Origin of the sequence: Rhodococcus artemisiae, assembly GCF_036327795.1 — a bacterium.
GTDB lineage: Bacteria > Actinomycetota > Actinomycetes > Mycobacteriales > Mycobacteriaceae > Rhodococcus > Rhodococcus artemisiae.
The window spans coordinates 141,649-162,669 of sequence record NZ_JAUTXY010000014.1 but is presented as its reverse complement, the minus strand read 5'-3'; the positions used below and the strand labels follow the sequence as shown (position 1 = coordinate 162,669).

21 protein-coding genes are annotated in these 21,021 nt (G+C 65.7%); 10 read left to right on the top strand and 11 right to left on the bottom strand.

Going from position 1 to position 21,021, the window contains the following annotated elements:
- Positions 1-1,185 carry an MSCRAMM family protein gene (locus tag Q7514_RS25160; RefSeq protein WP_330135985.1) on the bottom strand — a complete coding sequence of 395 codons (1,185 nt, stop codon included), beginning with the start codon at positions 1,183-1,185 and terminating at the stop codon, positions 1-3.
- Positions 1,186-1,409: 224 nt separating this feature from the next.
- Here Q7514_RS25160 and Q7514_RS25155 point away from each other — a divergent pair, with 224 nt between their 5' ends.
- Both Q7514_RS25155 and Q7514_RS25150 read left to right on the top strand, forming a co-directional pair.
- A complete protein-coding gene (locus Q7514_RS25155; protein ID WP_330135984.1) occupies positions 1,410-3,464 on the top strand; it encodes an elongation factor G-like protein EF-G2 in 2,055 nt (684 codons plus the stop codon).
- A gap of 75 nt (positions 3,465-3,539) precedes the next feature.
- Entirely contained in the window at positions 3,540-3,719 is a 180-nt protein-coding gene (locus tag Q7514_RS25150; protein WP_330135983.1) for a hypothetical protein, read from the top strand.
- A gap of 9 nt (positions 3,720-3,728) precedes the next feature.
- Here Q7514_RS25150 and Q7514_RS25145 read toward each other — a convergent pair whose 3' ends face one another.
- A complete protein-coding gene (locus Q7514_RS25145; protein ID WP_330135982.1) occupies positions 3,729-4,124 on the bottom strand; it encodes an ADP-ribosylglycohydrolase family protein in 396 nt (131 codons plus the stop codon).
- Between the two features lie 61 nt (positions 4,125-4,185).
- Between Q7514_RS25145 and Q7514_RS25140 the strand changes: the two genes are divergently transcribed.
- The gene (locus tag Q7514_RS25140) at positions 4,186-4,794 is read left to right on the top strand and encodes an NrtR DNA-binding winged helix domain-containing protein (RefSeq protein ID WP_330135981.1); all 609 of its coding nucleotides are present in this window, start codon (positions 4,186-4,188) and stop codon (positions 4,792-4,794) included.
- On the top strand, positions 4,791-5,420 hold the full coding sequence (locus tag Q7514_RS25135) for a histidine phosphatase family protein (protein ID WP_330135980.1): 630 nt from the start codon (positions 4,791-4,793) through the stop codon (positions 5,418-5,420). Before Q7514_RS25140 ends, Q7514_RS25135 begins: the two co-directional genes overlap by 4 nt.
- Before the next feature lie 93 nt (positions 5,421-5,513).
- Here Q7514_RS25135 and Q7514_RS25130 read toward each other — a convergent pair whose 3' ends face one another.
- The 4 genes from Q7514_RS25130 to Q7514_RS25115 form a co-directional block, all read right to left on the bottom strand.
- Entirely contained in the window at positions 5,514-6,140 is a 627-nt protein-coding gene (locus tag Q7514_RS25130) for an HNH endonuclease signature motif containing protein (RefSeq protein ID WP_330135979.1), read from the bottom strand.
- Positions 6,029-6,736, bottom strand: coding sequence for a DUF222 domain-containing protein (locus tag Q7514_RS25125; protein WP_330135978.1), 708 nt, complete (start codon positions 6,734-6,736; stop codon positions 6,029-6,031). The genes Q7514_RS25130 and Q7514_RS25125 overlap by 112 nt, the downstream gene beginning before the upstream one ends.
- Positions 6,737-6,844: 108 nt before the next feature.
- Positions 6,845-7,759, bottom strand: a complete 915-nt coding sequence (locus Q7514_RS25120) for a pseudouridine-5'-phosphate glycosidase (protein WP_330135977.1) — start codon at positions 7,757-7,759, stop codon at positions 6,845-6,847.
- A 19-nt stretch (positions 7,760-7,778) separates the two neighbouring features.
- Positions 7,779-8,339, bottom strand: coding sequence for a maleylpyruvate isomerase family mycothiol-dependent enzyme (locus Q7514_RS25115; protein WP_330135976.1), 561 nt, complete (start codon positions 8,337-8,339; stop codon positions 7,779-7,781).
- A 36-nt stretch (positions 8,340-8,375) separates the two neighbouring features.
- Here Q7514_RS25115 and Q7514_RS25110 point away from each other — a divergent pair, with 36 nt between their 5' ends.
- A complete protein-coding gene (locus tag Q7514_RS25110) occupies positions 8,376-9,215 on the top strand; it encodes a helix-turn-helix domain-containing protein (RefSeq protein ID WP_330135975.1) in 840 nt (279 codons plus the stop codon).
- 8 nt (positions 9,216-9,223) lie between these two features.
- Here the strand turns inward: Q7514_RS25110 and Q7514_RS25105 are convergent, their stop codons facing one another.
- Entirely contained in the window at positions 9,224-9,907 is a 684-nt protein-coding gene (locus Q7514_RS25105) for a hypothetical protein (protein ID WP_330135974.1), read from the bottom strand.
- Between the two features lie 129 nt (positions 9,908-10,036).
- On the opposite strand from Q7514_RS25105, the gene Q7514_RS25100 reads away from it, so the two are divergent.
- The 4 genes from Q7514_RS25100 (at position 10,037) to Q7514_RS25085 (ending at position 15,148) form a co-directional block, all read left to right on the top strand.
- The gene (locus Q7514_RS25100) at positions 10,037-10,468 is read left to right on the top strand and encodes a PPOX class F420-dependent oxidoreductase (RefSeq protein ID WP_330135973.1); all 432 of its coding nucleotides are present in this window, start codon (positions 10,037-10,039) and stop codon (positions 10,466-10,468) included.
- Between the two features lie 66 nt (positions 10,469-10,534).
- Positions 10,535-11,215, top strand: coding sequence for an IclR family transcriptional regulator (locus Q7514_RS25095; protein ID WP_330135972.1), 681 nt, complete (start codon positions 10,535-10,537; stop codon positions 11,213-11,215).
- A 185-nt stretch (positions 11,216-11,400) separates the two neighbouring features.
- Positions 11,401-13,761: a cytochrome P450/oxidoreductase gene (locus Q7514_RS25090; RefSeq protein WP_330135971.1), complete on the top strand. Its 2,361-nt coding sequence runs from the start codon at positions 11,401-11,403 to the stop codon at positions 13,759-13,761.
- Positions 13,762-13,813: 52 nt separating this feature from the next.
- Positions 13,814-15,148 (top strand): MFS transporter, encoded by a 1,335-nt coding sequence (locus Q7514_RS25085; RefSeq protein ID WP_330136038.1) that lies wholly within the window; start codon positions 13,814-13,816, stop codon positions 15,146-15,148.
- Here Q7514_RS25085 and Q7514_RS25080 read toward each other — a convergent pair.
- The gene (locus tag Q7514_RS25080; protein WP_330135970.1) at positions 15,142-16,176 is read right to left on the bottom strand and encodes a DNA polymerase IV; all 1,035 of its coding nucleotides are present in this window, start codon (positions 16,174-16,176) and stop codon (positions 15,142-15,144) included. The two genes, Q7514_RS25085 and Q7514_RS25080, sit on opposite strands and share 7 nt — an antisense overlap.
- Before the next feature lie 44 nt (positions 16,177-16,220).
- On the opposite strand from Q7514_RS25080, the gene Q7514_RS25075 reads away from it, so the two are divergent.
- On the top strand, positions 16,221-16,853 hold the full coding sequence (locus Q7514_RS25075; RefSeq protein ID WP_330135969.1) for a maleylpyruvate isomerase family mycothiol-dependent enzyme: 633 nt from the start codon (positions 16,221-16,223) through the stop codon (positions 16,851-16,853).
- Positions 16,854-16,858: 5 nt separating this feature from the next.
- Here Q7514_RS25075 and Q7514_RS25070 read toward each other — a convergent pair whose 3' ends face one another.
- Genes Q7514_RS25070 through Q7514_RS25060 form a run of 3 tightly spaced genes read right to left on the bottom strand, consistent with a single transcriptional unit; the run spans position 16,859 to position 21,008 of the window.
- Complete coding sequence (locus Q7514_RS25070; protein WP_330136037.1) at positions 16,859-17,602, bottom strand: energy-coupling factor transporter transmembrane component T family protein; 744 nt, start codon at positions 17,600-17,602, stop codon at positions 16,859-16,861.
- A complete protein-coding gene (locus Q7514_RS25065; RefSeq protein WP_330135968.1) occupies positions 17,602-19,617 on the bottom strand; it encodes an ABC transporter ATP-binding protein in 2,016 nt (671 codons plus the stop codon). Before Q7514_RS25065 ends, Q7514_RS25070 begins: the two co-directional genes overlap by 1 nt.
- Before the next feature lie 29 nt (positions 19,618-19,646).
- The gene (locus tag Q7514_RS25060; RefSeq protein WP_330136036.1) at positions 19,647-21,008 is read right to left on the bottom strand and encodes a WS/DGAT/MGAT family O-acyltransferase; all 1,362 of its coding nucleotides are present in this window, start codon (positions 21,006-21,008) and stop codon (positions 19,647-19,649) included.
- Between the last annotated feature and the right edge of the window lie 13 nt (positions 21,009-21,021).

Below are 21,021 nucleotides of genomic sequence, written 5' to 3'. Positions count from 1 at the left end.
TCAGCCCCTCTCGACCGGCCCGGCCGGGATCGACTGCACCGGGACACGCACCTCGGGGTCACGGAATACGGGCCCCGGCTGCTCAGGCATGTTCAGTGCCTCGACAGTGAAGTACTCGCCCTCCGTTGCCTGGAACGTGATCGGCCCGGTGTCACCGATGTACCCGTCCGGAGCGATGATCTCCTTCGCTACATGACACCCGGGCACGAGCGAGAGCGGGATCTGACCATCCGGCCCGGTGACCTCCCGATGGTTCCACTCCGACCGACACGGGCCGACTACGAAGACCGCTCCTTCCAGAGGAGCACCGGAGATACTGTCCAGCTTGATGATTCGTCCGTGAGCAGTGGGTACCGGGGGGTCCGGTGGCACCGAGAAGTTCAGCGTGAATACCGCCGAGCGGACCACACCGGGGGCGTCGAGCTCCGCAGTGAACGGCCCGCCGTACACGAGTGCCGTACCGGCCGGAATCGCGGTCGCCTGCACAACGAAGCAACCCAGCGGGAACTGCGCCGACGCATCACCGTCGATATCCGTGGTCAGATACCCGTAGAGGACGTCGTCGACGCAGGAACGAACCGACGAGGTCACGCCCGGAACCGGATTCCCCGCATCGACATGGCGAGCATGGACCGCGATCGTGCCCTCACCGGGCGGCGTCCAGCGAGTGAAGACGAACCCCACGTTCTGGACCTGACCCGGTGCAGTGAGGTCGATCTGCCACGGCCCGGTCGACACGGGGTCGTAGCCGTCGGGGAATCCCGCCAGCGACACGCTGTAACAACCGAGTGAAGCCGAAATACTCGTCATCCCATCAGGACCCGTCGCCGATGTACCGACGATTCCTCCCGTTTCACAACGGGCGACAGCGACGGACACGCCCGCGATCGGCTCATCGTCCGACAGTGTCGCCGCGCGGATCGCGACCGTGCCCATCTCGATCCCGACATCCGGTGACGGTGTGGTCGGAGTCGTCGCGGTGGTCGGCGTGATCACAGAAGACGCAGGTTCCGGCTCGCCGGTGTCGTCCGCCACCGAGGTAGTGGGGGACGCCGGCGCGCTGGTCGTCGTGGTAACGCTGGGTGCTGTATCCGTCTCCGACGGTTCTGCGCCTGCGATGCCGGCCACGGCGACGACCAGTGTCGCCCCGAACAGTGCGGAGAGGATGCGTGAGGGTGCTCGCATGGTGGGTGCCTCCTTCGACGATCCGAAAGATGGGTACCCCGACACAGGTGTGGTCGGCCTGACCGTCCCACCCGTTAGCACCGCGAGAGTCTCGAGACCGAGCCGTTGCGACTCCGACATCGCGCGGTGTCTTGCGGCCGTCCACGATCTTGGACGTTCCAAAGACGACCGCAGAGCGGGTGCGGCTGCCTAAACTGAGCGGAAGCGACACGAGGAGCAGGTCGATGTCCGATCGCACCGCATCACGCACCCGGCAGACACCCGTCGCGGAAACGCCGGACGCCATTCGCAACGTCGCGCTGGTCGGGTGCAGCGCCACGGGAAAGACGACCCTCGCAGAATCGCTGGCCTTCGCATCGGGCGCGATCGGTCGTGCGGGGCGGGTGGTCGACGGCACCACTGTGTCCGATTACGAGGAGATCGAACAGCAACACCGACGCTCGGTACAGCTGGCAGTATTGCCCCTCGAATGGAAGGGCATCAAGATCAACCTGATCGACACGCCCGGCCACCCCGACTTCGACGCCGAACTCCGCGCCGGGCTGCACGCGGCCGACGCAGCGATCTTCGTCGTCTCTGCCACCGACTCCATCACCGCGGCGACGCGCGCGTTGTGGCGCGAGTGCGACGAGGAGAAGATTCCGCGCGCAATCGTCGTGACCAAGCTCGACATCGCGCGGCACAGCTACGATGAACTACTCGAGCAGTGCCACGATGCCTTCGGGCTCGGACCCGACACCGTGCGCGCACTGTTCTATCCGGTGTTCGACGGGGATCGCCCGATCGGGTCGATGGGCCTGCTGACCGGCCGCAGTTACGGTGAGCCCGGCCCGTGCCCGGTCTCCGAGTCCGCGCGCGAGAGCTTGGTCGAGGCGATCTCCGGTCAGGACGACGCACTCATGGAACGGTTCGTCTCCGGCGAAGAACTCGATCCGGAGTCCCTGCAGGACGGCCTCACCCGCGAAATACTCTCGTGCGCTCTACACCCCGCAATACCCGCCACGGAAAGCGGTGTCGGTGCGGTCGAACTGCTCGAATTGATCGTCACGGGATTCCCCGCCCCCACCCACCGCCTGCGGAGCGCTCCGCTGTGCGATCCCGACGCACCGCTCGTCGCTCAGATCGTGCGTGTGACCGGGGATTCGTATGTGGGCCGGATCAGCCTGGCGCGGGTCTACGCCGGCACGTTGAGACCGGACACGACAGCAACACTCACAGGCAGTGAGCGCTCCGCCGAACGGATCCCGGCACTGACCAATCCGTTCGGTAAGCAGCAGCGACCTGTCGGCGAGGCAGTGGCCGGTGACCTCGTGTGCGTGGGCAAGCTCGCGACCGCGCGCCCCGGCGATACGCTCCACGACTCCGATCACCCCGCAGACCTGGCGATGTGGCCGATTCCCGAGCCGCTGTTACCCCTCGCGATCGAAGCGCATTCACGCACCGACGACGACAAACTGTCGCAGGCCCTGTCTCGGTTGACGGCCGAGGATCCGGCGGTGCGTGTGGAGCAGAATCCCGATACCAATCAGGTGGTGTTGTGGTGCACCGGTGAGGCACACGCCGAGTTGGTCGTCGACCGGCTCCGCAACAGACACGGCGTGCAGGTCGATCTCGTCGAGCATCGTGTTCCGCTCCGGGAGACGTTCGCGGCCCCGTCCTCGGGGCACGGTCGTCTGGTGAAGCAGTCGGGAGGACACGGTCAGTATGCGGTGTGCGACCTCGAGATCGAACCGCTCCCGGTGGGCAGCGGGGTCGTGTTCGAGGAACGTGTCGTCGGAGGCGCGGTTCCGCGGCAATTCATCCCGTCGGTGGAGAAGGGTGTGCGGGCACAGGCCGCCAAAGGTGTAGCGACGGGTAATCCGATGGTGGATGTCCGGGTCACGCTCGTCGACGGCAAGGCCCACTCAGTGGATTCGTCGGACGCCGCGTTCCAGGCAGCCGCGGGCCTGGCGCTCCGCGACGCTGCTTCCCACGGTGAGACCCGGCTGCTCGAGCCTGTCGCCGCGGTGCGGGTGACCGTGCCCGAGGAACATCTCGGGTCGGTGTTGAGCGACCTGTCGGCGCGCCGGGGCCGGGTACTGGGTACCGAATCTCCCGGCCCCGGCGTCGCACTGCTGCGCGCGGAGGTGCCGGAGCTCGAACTAGGGCGCTACCCGATCGACCTGCGCGCGATCACCCAGGGCACCGCCGACTTCGCGCGTGGATATCTGCGGCACGAACCGATGCCGACATCGCTCGCTGCGCAGTTCCTCGATGGGAGAGCACCGACTCGCATGTGACATGTGAGTCGGGTTTCCCGGCCCGCCGAGTCGGGTACCGCCGGAAGAGAAGATCCGCACGACGAAAGGAAGACCATGTCCGATCCCCATCGACGTGCACACGAAAACGATCTGACCGGCGACAACCTTTCTCAGCTCATCGACGACATGGAAGAGAACGTCAAGAAGGAACGAGACGAGGAGGGCGTCCCGGGGAGTCCCACCGACCGCGAGAAGACCGAGCAGGTCGAACCCGACGACCAGGCGCCTTCCTGACCGGAATTCCTAATCGACCGCGTTCGCCGCTGTCTTCTGCGCAAGCTCGATGAGACCGCCGACGCGGTATCCGGGCCAACCGTGCAGCATCTGCTTCCACCGTTCCGGCACCGACGACGCGCCCCAGCGAGCCCCGAGCAGCCCGCCGGCGATTGCCGCGGTGGTGTCCGTGTCGCCGCCTGCGATCGGCACTCCCGAGGCGGACACCTCGGCGATCGCGAGTGTCATCGATGTGTCGTCGGTCCACTCCCCCGGCACGAACGGGCCCGGGCCTCCACCGATCATGTCGATCGCTGCATCCGGTCGCGGGTGGGTGAATTCGTATCCAGCACCGAGCGCATCGCCCGCAGCAGTGGCCACGAGCACTCCGGCGACTCGATCCTTCTGCTGCGCGCCCAGTTCCACATTTCCCCCTTTGCTCAATATTGCGCTAATGCAGTTAGCGCATGTTTGATTCAATGACAACGTGAGCAAGAATCCGGGGTCACCGAGCAGGCCCCTCACCGACTATCCGCGCCCCTCGGTCGCTGTCGACGTGGCTGTATTGACCGTCGTCGACGAGACCGTGAAAGTGCTGGTGGTCGACCACCCACGGGGACGCGCGTTGCCCGGGACGTTCCTGCATCCCGGCGAGCGTCTCGCCGACGCCGCACGTCGTGCGCTCCACCACAAGGCGGGGCTCGACAGCGTGGAGTTCCATCAGATGGCGATGCTCGACGACCCCGAGCGCGACGACCGCGGCTGGGTTCTGTCGATGGCCCACAGCGCAGCCGCGCCATTCGAGCGCTTCCCCACCGGAGCCCAGCTGGTGCCTGTGCACAACACGAGCGAGCTCGCGTTCGACCACTCCGAGGTCGTCGGCCTCGCCATCGACGATCTGCGTCGCCTCTACGAAGTGATCTACGGCCGCAGATTCCCGAAAGACACCTTCCGTCGCTACCTGTCGCATGGTCTCCACGCAACCTGCGAATTCAGTCGCGAAGGCGCGGGGAGGCCTGCCGAGCTCTACCGGAGATCAGACGAGCCATTGCCTCCGAGTGCAGCGACGTTTCTCGGGAACCGGTCCGCCCGATGAGCGAGCGCATCTACGTCGTCACGCACCCCGAAGCGACCCATCACGTCGACGGTCTCGTCGGCGGCTGGTACGACTCCGCACTCACCCCTCGCGGAGTGATCCATGCGCGCGCGATCGCTGCACGACTGCGGGAACTCATTCCTACCGGTTCGGTTCCGGTTCTCTACACGTCGGACCTCGCCCGTGCGACCGAGACCGCCCGCCCCCTCTCAGATGTTTTCGACGTCGAACCCGTCCTTCTTCCGGACCTACGCGAGAAGTCCTACGGCGTTGCGGGTGGGCGCCCGCAGGCGTGGCTTGACACCTATTTCGTCCCTCCACCTCCCGCCGGAGAACGCCTGGATCACGACGAGGGAATCGAAGGCGCGGAAACCAAGCTCGAGTGGGTCTCTCGCGTCTACCGGGCTATGGATCGAATCACTTCCGACAGCGAGGAACATCGCATTGTCGTCACCCACGGCGGTTCGCTCAGCTGGGTCGTTGCGGCCTGGCAGCGACTTCCGATCAGCGCGTGCGCGCATGTGGCCTATCGCGCCGCTCCGGGCAGCATCACGGTGCTCGAGCAAGACGACGTCTTCCACAACCGCACGCTGCGCACCCTCGGGGATCTCGGCCACATTCTTTGATCCCGGTTCGTGGATGGGCCGATTGCGGCGGTCACCGTGACCAGGGCACACGTGCCCTGGTGACGGTGGCTGTCTTGATGTTTTATTGTGGACCTAGGACACCAGATCCGGCCGGTTCCCCGGAATCGGCGTACGGAACAAGTCCACACTCGCGGGCGGAATGAACTGCGGCCGAAGATGTTCGGTCAACTCGACTTCCCAGTCGGTGTGATGCATCAACCGATGATGATGTCCGCACAACATCACGAGGTTGTCGAGGTCGGTGTCACCGCCGTCGACCCAATGCCGCAGATGATGGGCGTCTGCCCACGCTGGTGGTGTCGAACCCCCGGGGAAGGCGCATCCGCCGTCGCGCACAGTCAACGCTCGACGTTGCGCCGTCGTCGCAGTCCGGTACGTCCGCCCGTGCGCCAGCGGCACGCCGTGTTCGTCGAGCAGGATCCTGGTGACCTGGCAATCACACGCGAGCATCCGCGCGGCATCGAGCGACAGCGGCCCGGCCCACGACTCGGTCGCGTACCCCTGCTCGGGGCTGTTCGCGAAGAGTTCTTTGATGGCGGTGTTCTCGGTCGGATCTGTGATCGACGCGGTGACCGTCACATGCGGTTTCACACCGCCTTCGACGGGGACGAGACCGGCGGCGTCGACGCACTGCAGAAGCTGATCGAAGGCGTCGGCGTTGCGCCGCGAGGCCGGCCGATCGTCTTTGACACCACCCACCTCGGGCCTCGGTGCCGCCAACGGGAAAGCAGATGCCGTAGTCGCGCTCCGGTGACCGCGTCGAAGTCGCCTTTGAGCACGACCCGGCCGTGCAGGGTGGTCGAGACGAACAACTCGTTGCGCGACGAGTCTTCACCCGGTGGTGGCCCGTCGCCGGTGCTGTAGAGGTGCTCGAGCCTGCGGATCAGGGCTCGGACGGTGGTTTTGGTGGCGACCTTCTCGCTGGCGTGGTCGATGAGGATGGTGCGGGCTCGGTCGAACTCGCAGGGGTTCATGGTGCGGGGGTAGTGCTGGCAGAAGTAGGCGATCCGGCGGGCTTTCTCCGAGTCGAGCAGGCCGGATGAATACGCTGTGCGGACTTCCGGTTCGAGCCGCAGCAGGCGGGCGAGTGTCTCGATGCGGTGGCATTCACCGATCTCGAGGTTCGTTGCGGCGGCGAGCCAGTGTGCGGGGCTGCGGTAGCCGTGTTCTTCGACGGTGTCGCGTTCGAACATCGCGATCATCAGGTCTACCCGGTGTACCTGGAGGGTGTGGATCTCGGCGGAGACGGCGAGTGTCTCGGCCATGAGTTGTGTGTCGTTGAGTTCCCCACCCATGATCAGATTCTATCGAACTTACATTCGATGATCAAGAGATATTGGAATACATGTTCGACACAGAACGGGAGTGTGCCGGCAGTCGACACACACAGTGAGCGCCTTCGGTCACGATGCACTCACGAGGGCTGTCGCGATCTCCGCCGACACCTGCACGTTCCCCAGATACACTGCAACGTTCGTGTCGAGGGTGGCACCATCTGTGCCGCGGTGCATGTGGTCGAGCAGGAACGGCGTCAGATCCTTACCCCGGACACCCGCGGCCGCCGCTTCCTGCTCCGCGTCGGCAAGCACTCGATCGTGCAGGGCAGGATCGACCTGTTTGTCGGCAGCGACCGGATTCGCGATGAGGACCGCGGACCTCAATGCAAGATCGTCACGGGCACGGGCCACCATCGCCGCGGCCTCCGGTGAATCCACCGCATCGACCGTGCATCCGCTGTCGCGCACGTAGAAGCCTGGGAAGCAGGTGGTGCGATATCCCAGCACGATCACACCGAGCGTTTCGAGCCGTTCGAGTGTGGCAGGCACGTCGAGGATGGACTTCACTCCCGCGCTGACGATCAGGATCGGAATCGACGACAGAGCAACAAGATCCGCACTCTCGTCGAACGTCGTCGCCGCGCCGCGGTGGACACCGCCGAGACCGCCGGTCGCGAACACCTCGATCCCCGCACGCTGCGCGAGCAGCGCTGTCGACGCCACCGTCGTCCCGCCGTGCGAACCCTTCGCCGCTGCGACGGGCAGGTCGCGAATCCCGGTCTTGACCGTCCCCGAATCCGCGGCCTCGATCAACTCGATCTGATCGCGCGACAAGCCCACGGTGGGGACACCTGCGACCACGCCTGTCGTCGCGGGCGTGACGCCCGCTTCTCGCAACAAACGTTCGGCCGCGAACGCCACCTCGAGGTTGCGCGGCCGCGTCAGTCCGTGCGTGAAGATCGTCGATTCGAGCGCCACCACAGGCCGGCCGGCCGAGACGGCAGCACGCACCTCGTCGGCAACGACGATCCGTTCGGTCATACACCGACGATATGCGCCATCACTCGCCTCGACGTCCCAAACGCGCCAGGACCCGTGCCTGCCGATCGCCAGAGCCGGCTTCCACACCAGGCTTGCAGACACTGTCCATGTAGAGGGAGTCGCCGAAGCTGTCGGCACCGGCTTCGATCCGGTCGAGTTCGGCATCGGTGTAGTTCACGGGGATCCCGGCACCCTGCGCGATATCCCACCGATGCACGAGCAGATCCCAGATATAGAACTGCTCGAACGTCGATCCGAGCGTCGTCGGGCCGAAGTATCCCTCGTACGGGGTGGCGACGAGCTCGGTGTCGGTCAGCAGCGCGGCAACTCGAGCGGTGTGCTCGCGCCACCCCGCCGCGGGGTCGTCGAGGTCGGGGCGCTCACCGACGTCGAGGCCGCGACCGGCCAGGAACTCACGTTGGGTGTCGACGATGTGCGCGACCACGTCGCGCGTCGTCCAGCCGTCACAGGGCGACGGCCGGTCCCACGAACCGGACTCGACAGCCCCGATGACCGCGGTCAGTGGCGTGTTCGCCGCTTCGTGTCGGAGTGCTGTTGTATTGATGGACGTTGTACTCATGACTTGACGATATTCCCGCGTGAGGATCCGTTATTGATGAAACCCGACACCGACGACGGGCCGGAACGACAGCCGATCGAACGTGCCCACCTGAACGACCCGACCGACACCTCCAGCAAGGTCTTCCGGTATCCGGCCGCACCCGAGCTCGCGGCGTTGATGCGTCGGTACTGGATTCCGGTGTGGTCGGTGCCCGCGGGCAGGGAGTCCGTCCAGCGGGTTCTGCAATACCCCGTATGCCTGGCGGTTGTCGCGAAGGATTACGCACGCTTCTACGGCATCACGTCGGGCTTGTCCCGCACCACTCTCGTCGGCGACGGATGGGCGGCCGGGGTGATGTTCACCCCGGCCGCCGGCCATCTCCTCACGCATACACCTGTCGCGGCCTTCACCGACCGTTTCGTCGACCTCTCCGAGGTGTTCGGTGAAGACGGGACTCAGCTTGCCGGCAGCATTCGTGCGGTGATGGACTCCGATCCCCGCTCGCCCGAATCGCATCGCTCCGCGATGGATCTGTTCGACGACATGCTGCGGCCGCTTGCGTCGATCGACGACGAAGGACGCTTGATCAACGAGGTGGTGGCGTACGTCGAGGACAATCCCGATGTCCTACGCGTCGAACAGGTACGAAACGAGTTCGGATTGTCGGAGCGGGCGCTGCAGCGGCTTGTGCACCGCAGGATCGGGCTGACCCCGAAATGGTTGATCCAGCGTCGCCGTCTCCAGGAAGCGGCGGGACGGTTGCGCGAACGGTCGATCCCGCTGGCCGAAATGGCTGCGCTGCTCGGGTACGCAGATCAACCACATTTCGTGCGCGACTTCGCAAAGGTCGTCGGCATGACACCCGCGGTGTTCGCGCAGCGATACGGTGCCTGACGGAGTCGTCAAAGGGTTTCTCCGGTCGAACCGGTCTCGGCGCCCTCGTGCTCGGCAATGGCCTTCTCGCTGACGTGGTCCGGATACCAGGCAGTGAATTTGATCGCGCACACCATCGCCCCGGTTTGCAGCACCCACCCGGTCCAGATGTTGTTGCTGTCATCGAGAACCGCGTCGCCGTACCAACCCGCGGCCGCCGCAACCGCGAATGCCGCAGCCCATACCGCAGTGATGATGTAGTTGGTCTTGATGAACAGTGGGGAGTTCCAGTACTCCGGTTCGACCATGTCACGTGCGTACTGGAGGGTGAATGGCACCCGGATCAGGATCGAACCGACCGCAATGATCACCAAGGTGATGTTCGCGATCTCACCGATCCACTTCTCCAGCCACACCTGGCCATCGACGCTCAGGAAGAAATGCAGAATGAACAGGCCGGCGAAGAAGAGCACGTCCACGGCCCCGAGAATCTTGAGTTGCTTCCCGCGGATCCGGTCTGCCACGACGAAGAACACCGAGATGGCGAGCGCCACCGCAGACACCCATCCGGTGCTGCCGGGCCCTTCGAAGATGGCGAGGAAGATCCACGGGGCGAGGCCTGTCAACGGTCCGTCGAGCACCTTATCGACGATCGATGACCCCTCGCCTTTCCCCGGAGGTGAAGCGGCATTGCGCGCAGTGTTGTCAGCCATAGCTGCCTCGATGTCACAACAAGAGGGCCCCGACCCTCATTCGAGGGTAGACCCATCAGCACGGCAGAATGTCACATTCGGTCACTTCGACTGCATGCCTGTCACATTGGATCCAAGTATCCTGACGCAATGCCAGCCGATGAGTCCGCACTCGAAGCCCTGTTCGGCGACACCGGAGTCGCCGCGCTCGTCACCCTCAAACGCTCAGGGAGACCTCAGCTCTCGAACATTCTGTACCACTACGATCACCGAACGCACACGTTCTCCATCTCGATCACCGACACCCGCGCGAAGACGAGGAACATGCGCCGCGACTCGCGCGTGAGTCTGTTCAAGGACTCCGACGACGGTTGGTCGTATGCCGTCGCGGAGGGCAACGCAGAGTTGTCCGATGTAGCGCGCAACCCCGACGACGATGCGACCGAGCACCTCGTCGCGCTGTATCGGAAGGTCCAGGGAGAGCATCCCGATTGGGACGAGTTCCGCGCCGCCATGGTTGCCGAACAACGTTTGGTACTTCGGGTTCGTGTCGACCGGTTCTACGGCGCTGCGAGTCAGTGACACCCGGCCGCCGGGTCACTCGGGGCGGATAGGCTCGGATATCCGCACCGAGTTCTGAGGAGAACAGTGAGCACCCTGCAAACCCTGGACCGCGGCCTTCGTGCCTTGGAGATCGTCTCTCAACGGCCGGGCGGAATCTCGATCGCCGAACTCGCCGCGGAGCTCGACGTCGCACGTGCGATCAGCTATCGAATCGTCGCGACGCTCGAGGCGCATTCTCTCGTCGCACGGACCGAGGACGGACGGATCAGGCTGTCGGCGGGGACGGCGATACTCGGTCTGCGATTCCACACCCGCCTGCGCGAGGTTGCCCAGCCGCTGCTGCGCGAGCTGGCACAACAGACATCCGCGACCGCGTTCCTTTCGATGCTGGAGGGTGACGAATGCGTGGTGATCGCGGTGGCCGAGCCCGATTCGGGCATCCTGCGTGTGGGTTATCGGCTGGGCACGAGGCATCCCGTGTCGCGGGGGGCGGCGGGTCTCGCGATCCTCGCGGGGCGACCCGCGGCCGACGACGACACCGATCAGCTCCGCCAGGCGCGTCAGGACGGATTCAGCATCACAGCCGGTGAGCTCGAGCACGGCGCCGTGGGCGTCGCGGCGGGTGTAGGCACCCCGTCGGACCACGACGGCCTCGGGTTCGAGTCGAGCGTCGGTGTCGTCGCGATCGAGGGCCTCGACACCAACGTTGCCGCACACGCGGTCGTGCAGACCGCCGCACAGATCACCGCCTTGCTCGACGTCTGACCCAGACCACGACCGGCCGCCGAGGGGACGCTCACTGGAGCGTCCCCTTTTCGTCGTGCCCACGTCCGCCTGGTTCTGGACCGGCCTTGACGCCCGATGTGACGGTCGTTACGCTACAAAAGTTCGTTCATCGAACACATATGTTCGTTATTAGTAACACACCAGTTCATCGCTTGGAGAAGTACATGACCAGCCCGTCGAGTGGAACCACCCTCGAGACCAGTGGAGCGTCGACCCAGGACCGATGCCCCATCGACCACAGCGCCTTCACGTCTCCCGGCGGCTGCCCCGTCTCTCCCCGCGCCGCAGCTTTCGACCCGTTCACCGGGCCCTACCAGACAGACCCTGCCGCGTCGCTACGCTGGTCGCGGGACGAAGAACCCGTCTTCTACAGCCCAGAACTCGACTATTGGGTGGTCACCCGCTACGAAGACGTCAAAGCCGTCTTCCGCGACAACGAGCTCTTCTCACCCGCCATCGCACTCGACAAGATCACTCCCACCTCCGACGAGGCCAGTTCTGTTCTGGCGCAGTACGACTACGCGATGTCCCGCACGCTCGTCAACGAGGACGAACCGGCACACATGCCGCGACGGCGCGCCTTGATGGAGCCGTTCACCCCCGCTGCGCTCGCACACCACGAGCCGATGGTGCGGCGGCTGACCCGCGAATACGTCGACCGTTTCGTCGATTCCGGGCACGTAGACCTCGTCGACGAGATGCTCTGGGAAGTCCCGCTCACCGTGGCGCTGCACTTCCTCGGCGTTCCCGAAGAAGACATGGACACGTTGCGCGAGTACTCGATCGCCCACACGGTCAACACCTGGGGACGGCCGGCACCCGAACAGCAGGTCGCTGTTGCCGAGGCCGTCGGCAAATTCTGGCAGTTCGCCGGCACAGTCCTCGACAAGATGCGCAAGGACCCGAGTGGGCACGGCTGGATGCCCTTCGGCATCCGCGTTCAGCAGGAACAGCCGGATGTCGTGACCGACTCCTACCTGCACTCGATGATGATGGCCGGCATTGTCGCGGCACACGAGACCACCGCCAACGCCTCCGCCAACGCATTGCGCCTGTTGCTCGAGCACCGCGATGTATGGGAGGAGATCTGCGACGATCCCGGTCTGATCCCCAACGCGGTCGAGGAGTGCCTGCGCCACTCCGGGTCGGTCGCCGCGTGGCGCCGCCTCGTCACCGCCGACACCACGATCGGCGGCATCGAGATTCCCGCGGGTGCGAAATTGCTGATCGTCAATTCGTCGGCCAACCACGACGAACGCCACTTCGACCAGGCCGACGACTTCGATATCCGTCGTGACAACGCCGGCGACCACCTCACCTTCGGCTACGGAAGTCACCAGTGCATGGGAAAGAACCTTGCGCGCATGGAAATTCAGATCTTTCTCGAGGAGCTGACCAAGCGCCTACCGCACATGGAGCTGGTTCCCGACCAGGAATTCACTTATCTGCCCAATACCTCGTTCCGCGGACCGGACCACGTGCTGGTCCGCTGGGATCCGGCGCGCAACCCCGAACGTGCCGACCCAGGGCTGCTGTCCCTGCGGCAGCCGGTCAAGATCGGGGAGCCCTCGAAGAACACCATCGCCCGCACGATGACCGTCTCGGAACTCGAGCATCTCACCGACGACGTCCTGCTTGTTACCCTGCGCGACACCTCGGGGCGACCACTGCCCAAATGGTCGGCCGGATCGCACATCGACATCGACTGTGGCGCAGTGTCACGGCAGTATTCGCTGTGCGGCGACCGAAGCGACCGCACGGCCCTGCAGATCGCGGTGCTTCACGAGTCCAACAGCCGAGGCGGATCCCGTTGGGTGCATACCGAACTCGCCGTCGGTACCACACTGCGCATGCGGGGCCCGCGCAACCACTTCAAACTCGATCCCGATGCGCAACGATACGTGTTCGTCGCCGGCGGCATCGGAATCACGCCCGTGATCGCAATGGCCGACGAAGTCAAAGCCACCGGAGGTGACTACGAGATCCACTACGCCGGGCGCTCGCGCACCTCGATGGCATTCCTCGACCGCCTCGCGCGCGACCACGGCGACCGTGTCCGGATCTACCCGAGCGACAAAGGTACCCGGATGGATCTCGCCAACCTCTTCGCGACCGCGGAAGAAGGCACTCAGGTGTACTCGTGCGGACCGGAACGCTTCCTCACTGCGTTGTCCGACGCCACCGCACACTGGCCCGACGACGCCCTGCACGTCGAGCACTTCTCCTCGACCCTCGAAGCACTCGACCCGTCGAAGGAACACGCTTTCGAGGTCGTATTGAAGGACTCCGGTATCACCGTCCCGGTCGCCGCCGACCAGACGGTGCTGCACGCGCTGCGGGCCGCGAACATCGACGCGCAGAGCGACTGCGAAGAAGGCATCTGCGGCGCGTGCGAGGTGCCCGTCCTCGACGGAGCCGTCGACCACCGAGACCTGGTTCTCACGAAGACCGAGCGTATCGCCGGAAAAACCATGATGACCTGCTGCTCTCGCGCCTGCGGCAGCACGCTGACCCTCCAGCTCTGAGCCCCGAGCACTTCCGAAAGGTAACCGCATGACCACCGTCGAGAATGCGAACATGCCGTCCGTTCCACCGGACGCCGACACACCGACCACCGGTACCCCGTTCAAACGGGTCCTGGCAGGCAGCATGGCCGGCGCAGTACTCGAATGGTACGACTTCGCGATCTACGGCATCCTCGCCGCGACCGTTCTAGGACCCCTGTTCTTCCCCAGCGGCAACGCCGTCGCCTCACTCCTGATGGCGCTCGCAACCCAGGGTCTCGGATTCGTGGCCCGGCCCCTCGGCGGCATCGTCTTCGGTCACCTCGGCGACAAGTTCGGGCGCAAACCCGTTCTCGTGGCGACGTTCCTGATGCTCGGGGCGGCGACAGCCGCGATCGGCCTGCTTCCGACCTATGGCCAGATCGGTATCTGGGCGACCGTTGCGCTCGTGGTCCTGCGCATGATTCAGGGCTTCGCGCTGGGCGGCGAGTTCGGTGCTGCAGTGATCCTGGTCAGCGAATACGGCGAGCCCAAGCGGCGAGGGTTCTGGGCCGCATGGCCCCAGGCCGGTGCACCGGCCGGTACTGTCCTGGCCACCGTCACTGTGGGAATCCTCGCGGTGGCTTTCCCCGGCGACGCGTTCGACACTTGGGGCTGGCGGGTCGCGTTCCTACTGGCAGTGCCCCTGCTCGTGATCGGCTTCCTGATCCGTCGCGGTGTCGAGGAATCCCCCGTCTACCAAGCGGCGCAAGAAAAAAGCCAGGCCGATGCCGACACTTCCCAAGAGCGCTCCAGCATCGTCGAGGCACTGCGCAAGCCCCGTCCCCTCCTGCACGGGCTCGGAATGCGGCTCGGCGAGAATATCGCGTTCTACGTCTACACGATCTTCGTTATCGCTTACGCGACCACCTACTTCGACTACACCCGCGGCGCGATCGTCACCACTGTCGCGTTCGCATCGGTCTGCCAATTCGTCGGGATGATCGGCGGCGGTTGGTGGTCGGACCGGGTGGGACGCAAGGTCGCTATGCTCGTCCCCGCCATTTCACTTGTCGTCTGGGCACCGATCTTCTTCTCGCTCGTGCACACGGAGAGCATGCTCGCGCTGGGCATAGGTGTGTGCGTGGGCGCGCTGCTCCACGGCATGCTGGCCGGTCCCGAAGCCGCGTGGATCACCGAACTGTTTCCCACGAAGTACCGCTTCGCAGGCTCGTCGCTCGTGTTCCAGGGATCGTCGATCATCGCCGGTGCCCCCGCGCCGTTCATCGCGGTGTGGCTCGTCGACCGCTTCGACGCCACCGCGGTGATCATCTACCTCATGATCACCATGGCGATCACTGTCATCGCGGTGGCCACCAGTCGCGAGACGAAGGGCGTGGATCTCGACAAGCTCGACAGCCTCTACTGAGCGCTGCTCATCTCCACTCGCACCCCCACCAGCCGCACCTGCCGTTCGTGATCGAACCGTTCGAGCAGCGACACCGCTGCCGCGGAGATCACCGAGGGATCCAGCGTCGGATCCGGCAGCGCGCGGCTGGTGGTGTGGGTGGTGAACGGTGCGTACCGAACCTTCACCTCCACCCGAACACCCGGCCTGTGCTCGGCTCGGATATCTGCGGTGACCCGCTCGGCCAACCGCCACACATGCTCGGCGACCTCCGCCCAATCGGTGAGGTTGTGCTGGAACGTCGTTTCGCGGCTGTGCGACCGTGCAACCCACGGTTCGCCCGATACCTCCGCACTCCCCGCGCCCCTACCGAGCGCCACGAGCCACGGCCCTGTCTTCGGGCCGAATCTCGACGCCATGTCGTCGACAGAGGACGACGCCAACTCGCGGACCGTGCGAATCCCGATGGCATCCAACTTCTTCGCTGTCTTCGACCCGATCCCCCACAGTGCGATCGGGCCCAGGTCTCCCATCACCGAGAACCAGTTGTCGCGGGTCAAGGTGAATTGGCCCCGGGGTTTACCGAATCCGGTCGCGATCTTCGCCCGCAGTTTGTTGTCGCCGATCCCCACCGAGCAGTGCAGACCTGTCTCGTCGAGCACCGACCGCCGCACCACGGTTGCATATGTGTCCGGATCGTCGGTCTCCACACCGAGGAACGCCTCGTCCCACCCGAGTACTTCCACCGTGACGCACAACCCTCGCAGGGTGTCCATCACCTTGCGCGACACCTCGTTGTACACATCGGCGTCGACGGGAAGGAACACGGCATCGGGGATCTTGCGTGCCGCGACCCTCAACGGCATGCCCGATCGCACTCCGAATCTGCGGGCCGCATACGAGGCGGTCGACACCACGCCGCGTTCGGTGGGGTCGCCGCGACCGCCGACCACCACCGGCTTTCCGGCGAGGTCGGGATGTCGGAGCACTTCGACGGCGGCGAGGAACTCGTCGAGGTCGACGTGCAGGACCCAGCGCACATTGCTCACGCTACCGTCGGCATCGGACCGTGAAGCCCGATATCGTCACCCAGGTGACCGACCGCGATCATCTCTGGGCACTTGTCCACAACGAACGTGCAGTGTTGGCGGACGATCTCGCCGACCTCGATTCCGACCAGTGGGCACAACAGTCGTTATGCGGTGAGTGGACGATCGAAAAGGTCGCCGCACATCTCACCGCGGTTGCCACTGTGGGACCACTGCGGTGGATCGGAAGTGTCCTCGGTGCACGCTTCGACACCGACCTCCACAACGCACGACGACTCGCCGAGCACCTCGGCACCACACCCGACGAGACCTTAGCGAGCTTTCGACACGTGCTGACCAGCACCAGGGCTCCTCTCGGACCGACCGAGGCGTGGCTGGGTGAAGTCGTCGTGCACGCACAGGACATCCGTCGCCCCCTCGGCATCTCCCACGCACCGGCCATCGAAGCAACGACAGAGGTCGCACGCTTCTATGCGCGAAAAGACTTCGCGGTGAACAGCAGAACCACGGCGGACGGGCTGCGGCTCACCGCCACGGACAGCGATTTCACCACGGGCTCCGGGCCGGAGGTGATCGGCCCGACCCTTTCGCTGACGATGGCGATGGCAGGCCGCACCGACTACTGCGACGACCTCACCGGGCCCGGTGCCGAAATCCTCCGCTCGCGCTGTTCATGACGACTTCACCCCAGAATCTCCACAGCGACGCACGCCACGACCACGACGAGCACCACCACCAGATCCCCCACCCCGAGACGCGGGCGTGCCCGCACGACGGGTCGAGGCCCCCGCACCGACAGTGCCTCACCGAGGTCGCGCACCTGGCGCATCGATACCGACGCCACCGCGCCCACAGCATCGACGACCTCGTTCCACGAGCCTCGCGGCGAGGGTAGGCCGGCCCGCCCCCGCAGGCGTCGCGCCGCGAACAACATGCGCAACTCCCCTCGGATCGACGGCAGGACTCGCAACGCCAATGCGCAAGTGGTCACCCATTCGTCCACAGGGATACGCAGCACCCGCAGTGGTGCCAGCAGGACGGGCAGTGCGTCGACGAGATCCGACAGCCGCGTCGTCCACCCCACCAGCGATGCAAGAACCAACAGCGCGATACCGAGCAGCGTCACCCGGATGTACCCGTCGATACCACCACCCACTGCATTGATGACGCCGAAGAAAACGAGGAACGCGAACACCCACCACGGGATGGTCGGCACGACGCCGCGCGGAATCCGCGCGACGAGCAGCCCCGCGAAGAGCACGGCGACGATGACGCCGAGCCCGACCCAGGACGGCTGGAAACTCACCACCACCGACAGGACCGCGGCAGCAATCACTTTCGTGCCCGCCCACACGCGGTGCAGAGGTGTCTCACGCGGAACCGGTCGCAGCAGGATCACGGGGCGACGCTGACGGTGGTTCTTCATCACGCGGCCGCCTTGCTTCCATCGTCGACCACGGTGCCGTGCTCGAGTACCACGGTGCGCGAGCACACCTCTTCCATGCCGTGCAGGTCGTGGGAGATGACGATGATCGTGACGTGTTCGACAGTCCGCAGGTGTACGAGGATCGAGATCAGTTCCTGCCGGCCTGCGGTGTCGAGGCCCGCGAGGGGCTCGTCGAGTACGAGCACACGCGGGGCCCGCGACAATTGCGCAGCGATCGCGACGCGTCGCATCTCGCCGCCGCTGAGCTGATCGATGGGACGAACTGCCAGGTCGACGCTCAGTCCCACTCGCTTCAGGACAGCGGCGACGTACTGGTAGTCGGTGTCGTGGAGGCCCGCAACCTCGGATATCTCCCGCGCCACCGTGGGGCGCTGCAGCTGTAGCCGCGCCTGCTGGAACACGAGTCCGACCTCGCCGCGCACGTTCGAGGTGGGAGTGTCATGCACGGTGCATGTGCCGCTCGTGGGTCGCAGCAGACCCGCGATGGTCCATGCAAGGGTGGTCTTGCCCGACCCGTTGGCGCCGACCACCAGGACCCCTTCCCCGCGACCGACGGTCAGCGAGACGTTGCGCAACGCGGTGTGTGCCCACGGCGTGCGCGCCGCATACGTGTGGGTGACGTCGCGGAGTTCGAGGGCTGGGAGCCATTGCGCCGGCGGTTCGGCAGGGATCGCCGCGCGCCGAGGTGTGGGAGCGGGCCGGTCGATGATGCGCCCACGATCCAGATGCACGACGCGGTCGGCGCGTGCGGTTTCGTCGTCGAGGTGGGTGATGAGTACGACGGTCGTGCCACCGGCGGCGATCTCCCCGAGCAGGCCGATCAGAGCAGTGCGGCTGTCGGCGTCCACCATCGCGGTGATCTCGTCGGCGATGAGCAGTTTCGGTGAGCGCGCGAGCGCGGCGGCCAATGCCAGTCGCTGCTGCTGCCCGCCGGAGAGGTCTTCGGTGGCGCGGTCGGCCATGCCCTCGAGTCCGACGCGGGCAAGTAGGGCGTCGATGTCGATGTCGTTGCTCGTTCCCCAGCGCAGGTCCTCACCGACCGTGCGGCCGAGCACCTGGGCCTCCGGATGCTGGAAGACCAGCACGGTCCCCATCTGCGCGCCGAGCCCCACCGGGCCTGGCCGATCGACGAAACCCGATGTGGGGTCGAAGCCTGCCAGGATGCGGGCCAGTGTCGATTTGCCGGAGCCGTTGGCACCGACGACCGCGACGAACTCGCCTTCGGTGATCGTCAGGTCGACATCGCACAGCGCGTCGACGGTCGCATTCGCGTAGCGGTACGAGACCGAATTCAGCTTCACGGGCAGCGGACCGGGCTCGCGTGTGGTGGTCCGTTCCGGCCATTCCGCCTGTTGACGAGGCCAGGTGGTGCGCTGGGCGACGGACGCGAAGATCCCGAACGCCAGCAGTGCCGTCCCGACCACGCCGAGGACGACAGCGCTGCCGATCCACAGCCACCAGTACGCCACGAGGAAGTCGATGGCCTCGTTCACCACGCGGCTCAGTTCCGGACCCGACCCGGCAGCCTCGAACGCGGTCAGCATGCCGCGCATGGTGTTGACCAGTGCCTCGAGCAGCAGGACGCGGGTCCGCTCGAACACGACCAGTAGCCCGATGACCGCTGCGGCCACCGCCAGGCCCATCGGCACCGAGCAGGCGAAAATGACGAACACCGCCGATCTACCCCAGCGGCGTTGCGCGAATCCCACGAGCGTGCCGATCGCCGCGAGCAGCACCACTGCCGCGACTGCGAACGGCCCACCCGCGATCAGCGCCACCACACCCGCCGCCGTGGTGGCGGCGATGACGGTACGCACGCGACCCGTGATGGCGAGGAACGCAACGGGAAGCGCCACCAGGACCTGCGCGACGCCGATCGGGATCAGCCCCGCGACCACCGACAACACCGCGGTGAGCGCTCCGAACACTGCCGCAGCGGCAAGCTCGGGTGGCCGAAGTGGGCCTCTGGTTCTGGGTCTGGTCGCCGCGTTCACTGGGCCAAGTCTGCCAGCCCTACGCGGTACTACTCGAAAGCTCGCTCCAGGGCGTCGAGTTCGGCGTCGAGACGGTCGAGCAGTGGTTCGAGCCTCGGTACGGCGCGACTGCAGGATGTCAGACCGAACGCGATGTCGTCATCAGTGCTCGTACACGTAATGTTCAGGGCCTGCCCATCGACGGGCACCGACAGCGGGTACACCGCGTCGACTCGCGCCCCGTTCCAATACAGCGGGTGAGCCGGGCCGGAAACATTCGAAACGATGATGTTGAACGGTGGCCTCGGCAGCGCACGGTTCCCCGTGATCATGCCCACCGCGAGCGGCGCAACACCGAGTGCGCTGGTCGCCAGCCGCGACACCGTCGGCATGCCGCGCATCGCGTCCTTGCCCTGGGTCGTGGCTTCGCGGATCGTCGTCAGTCGCCCGACCGGATCCACAGTGCCGGTGGCGAGGTTGCACATGAGCACGCCCACCTGGTTTCCGGAACACTGCTTGTCCGGCCGCAGACTCACCGGGACCATCGCCACGAGCGATCTGTCGGGCAGGGCGTCCTGGTCGAGCAGGAAAGAACGCAACGCACCCGAGGACATCGCGAGCACGACATCGTTGACGGTGGCACCGGCTGCCGTCGCGACCGCGCGCAGTCTTTTCAGGGGCCACGACCGTCCCGCGCATCGGCGTCCACCACTGATCGGGACGTTGACGACGGTGTTCGGTGCCGCGAGCGAAAGCGAGCCGCCCCGGCCGCGCACAGCCCTGTCCACCGTCCCGGTCAACGCGGGCACGAGTCCGAATGCCTCGGAGGCCACGGTCCGCGCCGCCCCGATCACGGACTCCGGGAGCGCACGCGAGGTCCGCTCGGGTCGAGTCGGTACCAGTGCGTCCACGGGTGCCCACGGGGCGGGCATGTCGGTGCGGTCCGAATCGGCACTCATCGCGCGACGGAGCAGTTTCATCGCACCCACGCCGTCGGCCAGCGCGTGGTGGATCTTGGTGTAGACCGCATATCGACCGTCCGCGAGCCCTTCGATCAGGTGCATCTCCCACAGCGGCCGGTCGCGGTTCAGCAGGGTGCCGTGCAGTCTCGACACGAGATTCCACAGTTCGTCGAGGCCACCGGGTGTGGGCAGGGCGTCGTAGCGCACATGGTGCGTCAGGTCGAAGTCCTCGTCTTCCTCCCACGCCCACTGCCCGAGAGTCGCAAGGGATCGCACAGGTCGTCGACGCCACAGTGGGTCGGCATCGGGTTCACCCAGCGCCCTGTCGAACGCGGCACGCATCTCAGGTGCGTCGCCGCCGTCCGGTGGTGTGAAGAGGATGAGTCCACCCACGTGCATGGGGTGTTCGCGTGACTCTCCCAGGAGGAACATCGAGTCGGTCGGCGACATCGGCAGTCGAACG